The sequence below is a fragment of the Streptococcus sp. E24BD genome, assembly GCF_041807825.1.
Classification (GTDB): Bacteria; Bacillota; Bacilli; order Lactobacillales; family Streptococcaceae; genus Streptococcus; species Streptococcus entericus.
This window is the reverse complement of the sequence record NZ_JBGTZB010000067.1, coordinates 1-2,420: the sequence shown is the minus strand read 5'-3', so window position 1 is coordinate 2,420 and position 2,420 is coordinate 1. Positions and strand designations below refer to the sequence as shown.

The 2,420-nt window shown below is 33.4% G+C and carries 4 protein-coding genes and 1 pseudogene; all 5 read right to left on the bottom strand.

Features of this window, described 5'->3' with window-relative positions; all coding sequences use genetic code 11:
- Positions 1-121 precede the first annotated feature (121 nt).
- Positions 122-364: a hypothetical protein gene (locus ACERC5_RS10005; RefSeq protein ID WP_373659696.1), complete on the bottom strand. Its 243-nt coding sequence runs from the start codon at positions 362-364 to the stop codon at positions 122-124.
- A 103-nt stretch (positions 365-467) separates the two neighbouring features.
- A complete protein-coding gene (locus ACERC5_RS10000) occupies positions 468-1,415 on the bottom strand; it encodes a hypothetical protein (RefSeq protein ID WP_373659695.1) in 948 nt (315 codons plus the stop codon).
- A gap of 134 nt (positions 1,416-1,549) precedes the next feature.
- Positions 1,550-1,861 carry a hypothetical protein gene (locus tag ACERC5_RS09995; RefSeq protein ID WP_373659694.1) on the bottom strand — a complete coding sequence of 104 codons (312 nt, stop codon included), beginning with the start codon at positions 1,859-1,861 and terminating at the stop codon, positions 1,550-1,552.
- A 286-nt stretch (positions 1,862-2,147) separates the two neighbouring features.
- Positions 2,148-2,291, bottom strand: a pseudogene (locus ACERC5_RS09990) (secretion protein HlyD); the annotation flags it as partial.
- Between the two features lie 46 nt (positions 2,292-2,337).
- Positions 2,338-2,420: IS3 family transposase (locus tag ACERC5_RS09985; RefSeq protein WP_373660666.1), on the bottom strand; the 83-nt coding region annotated here is incomplete at its 5' end.

Sequence of the window (2,420 nt, the reverse complement as noted above, 5' to 3'; positions counted from 1 at the left end):
TCAACAATTTGTTGCTTAAAGTCATCACTAAATTGACGACGGATTTTTCTAGACATAGAGTTCTCCTGTTTTCTTTAGTGTAGAACACTTTATAAATTCTGTCTAGTTTAGTGTAACCGATTCAACCTTTAATTTCAAGAGAAGCGACTACTTGCAACTCAGAAACAATTACTCCTCCTCGAATTTTACGAGATAATACTTTCTTTACCGTGAAATCATCCAGTTTCTTATAATTCGGACTATCAATAGTATACGACTTTACTGATATTTCTGAACGGTTTTTATAGATATAATTATCTACTTTCTTGAAAATATCGTTGTAATATTTAGTTTGAAGTAGCTTCTCAAAAGAATTATAGGGCATATTTTCACCTCATGAAATTTGTTATTTACTTATTATATAACTCCAGATACTTGGAGATACGTATAATCATAAACTAGTTGTTTGAGAACAAATAGTAAAATTTCTACTTATATATGTCCATAAACAATTGTATTTCAGAAATACCGAGAGATATTGATAAGTCTTGTTCTCCAGCTAACGCGTCATCAATACCATCTTTAACGAGCATAAAGTCTGGTTTATCAGTCAGAAGTTGATTTAACATTTTACTGTATCTTAGCCTCAATTCTGTATCATTTTTTAATAGATATAAATTAAGTTTGATAACATCTAACATTCCATAAAGCCCCATTTGATAGCCTTTATCGTCAAGTCGTTCATCTTCAATCACCTCAACAGCCTTACACTGCTCCTCAGATAAATATACTTTTATTAAACTTACATAAGAAAGTGCTATAAATGGTAGTTCCGACTTTGAACTCAATTGCCAAATTCTGGGATAGTCTTTAATCGAAAAATGATAGTCATGTCCTGATTCAAGTATTGTCAATACCTTCGATTTTAACATGAATAACTGCTGATACACTGGCTCGTATAGCCTCTGAATAATTGCTGTTAGAATTGAAAATGGGATAAGCGGTAAAAACAACGGATTACGATGGACTACCAAAAATAATAGGTAGTATCCTATCATTAAGAGAAAGTATAGGATGTAATATACTTTAAAAAAAGACTTTGGTAATTTCCCTTCTTTATACTGGAAAGCAATTGCTGGAGCAAAGCCCATAACGTGATTAAGGAAAATTCTAAAATAAAATTTCGAACCTAATCTGACTAATACTACAAAGTAACAATATATACTTTTCAGTCTAAATAAAATCATGGTAATCCAAAGAAGTAAGGTATGTAAAACCTGAGAAAGTATATAATACATTGGAATAGCTGCTATAAATGACAGAACTATTTTCAGAGAATCACCACTTATATTTAACTGAATAAAAACTGGAGCAACGCAAAAAATGCTTGTTACTATTAGCAATAAAAACATCATCAAAGTTTTGTTAATTTTCATAGCTTCTCTCCCTATATGTTCCTTATATATTGTACAGAATTTTAAAAAATAAAGCCAAGGTGAATGTATCCAGTTAACTAAAAAACTTTAGAGTCACTGGTGCACCCACCTCGGCTATTATTCAAATATTCATACTAATAGAATAATCGCATTGTCCAAAGTGCTACTCCAGCACCAACCGCAACTACTGCGGCCGCTCCCCCTGTTGCCCAAATAATTGGGCCAGAAATTGTCGCAACTTTAGCCATTAAAATAGGATAACTGTACTTGATTGCAGTCCCTGCTGCAGAAACCAAACCAACTTGGCTCATTGCATCACGCAATCCTGCACTGCTAGCCCATAATCCTTGAATGTTGTTTCTAAAGTTGTTCCAGTCTCCTCCATCAAGATACATTATCTCTTCTTGATCGAGAGTTACATAATTTTTTGGTAATACCAGTTCCATAATATTTACCTCCATATGAAGATCATGGTTAGGATAATATCACCTAACAAATTCTCCTTTTAAATAAGCAGGGTTAGGGAATTTCCCTAACAAGTGATAGACAACTTAGTTTATATCTCCGTAGCAGCCTAGATAAGACAGCCTTTCTCTGTCTTATTGTATTTTATAGGTAGTCTAAGGGCTAAACTNGATAGACAACTTAGTTTATATCTCCGTAGCAGCCTAGATAAGACAGCCTTTCTCTGTCTTATTGTATTTTATAGGTAGTCTAAGGGCTAAACCCAAATTATTGTTTGAAACTCAACATTTCTAAAATCCAATCAAGATAAGTTTCTTTATCATATACTATTCTAACTTCAACTGGCATGTCTTTTTGAAGGATAATCGTCTCACTCTTGTGCTTTAGTGTTAGTGAATTCAATTCTATGATGTGGAAAGGCACCCCTTTTCTGTACACTTTTTATAAAGTGTTTTTGTTAAGCGATAACTCGCTTAACCATAGGTGTTTGGTAATCGAGACTACCGTGAATGCGATGATGGTTCCACCAGTGGACATAGT

What these genes read in the sequence shown, in the direction of transcription:
- ACERC5_RS10005 (WP_373659696.1), bottom strand. Translation starts at nt 364, where the DNA reads ATGCCCTATAATTCTTTTGAGAAGCTACTTCAAACTAAATATTACAAC.
- ACERC5_RS10000 (WP_373659695.1), bottom strand. Translation starts at nt 1,415, where the DNA reads ATGAAAATTAACAAAACTTTGATGATGTTTTTATTGCTAATAGTAACA.
- ACERC5_RS09995 (WP_373659694.1), bottom strand. Translation starts at nt 1,861, where the DNA reads ATGGAACTGGTATTACCAAAAAATTATGTAACTCTCGATCAAGAAGAG.